This is a genomic window from Bacillus sp. SIMBA_008 (genome assembly GCF_046535495.1).
GTDB classification, from domain to species: domain Bacteria; phylum Bacillota; class Bacilli; order Bacillales; family Bacillaceae; genus Bacillus; species Bacillus subtilis.
Map to the genome: position 1 here is coordinate 1 of NZ_JAWRWL010000472.1, position 271 is coordinate 271.

Consider the following 271-nt stretch of genomic DNA (forward strand, 5'->3'; position numbering starts at 1 on the left):
GTTCCGACTCGGAGCACTGCCCGTTTTCGCGCTGCCTTCTCATAGAAGCAGTGAGATTACGTATTTCTGCGAGTTTGCAGAGGCGAAAGCATACATCATTCCTGATATGCATTCAGGTTTTGATTACAGGGCGCTTGCCAGACAGGTGAAAGACAAACTTCCGGATTTGGCGCATGTCATTGTGGCCGGCGAAGCTGAAGAGTTTCAGGAACTGAGCAGCCTGCATAGAGAGCCTGTTCAGCTGGAAGAGGTAAGCCCGGCGGAAGTCGCT

The 271-nt window shown here is 52.0% G+C and carries 1 pseudogene; it reads left to right on the forward strand.

The annotated features are described in order from the left end of the window. Nucleotides 1-271: pseudogene (entE, locus tag SB658_RS24070) on the forward strand (2,3-dihydroxybenzoate-AMP ligase); the annotation flags it as partial.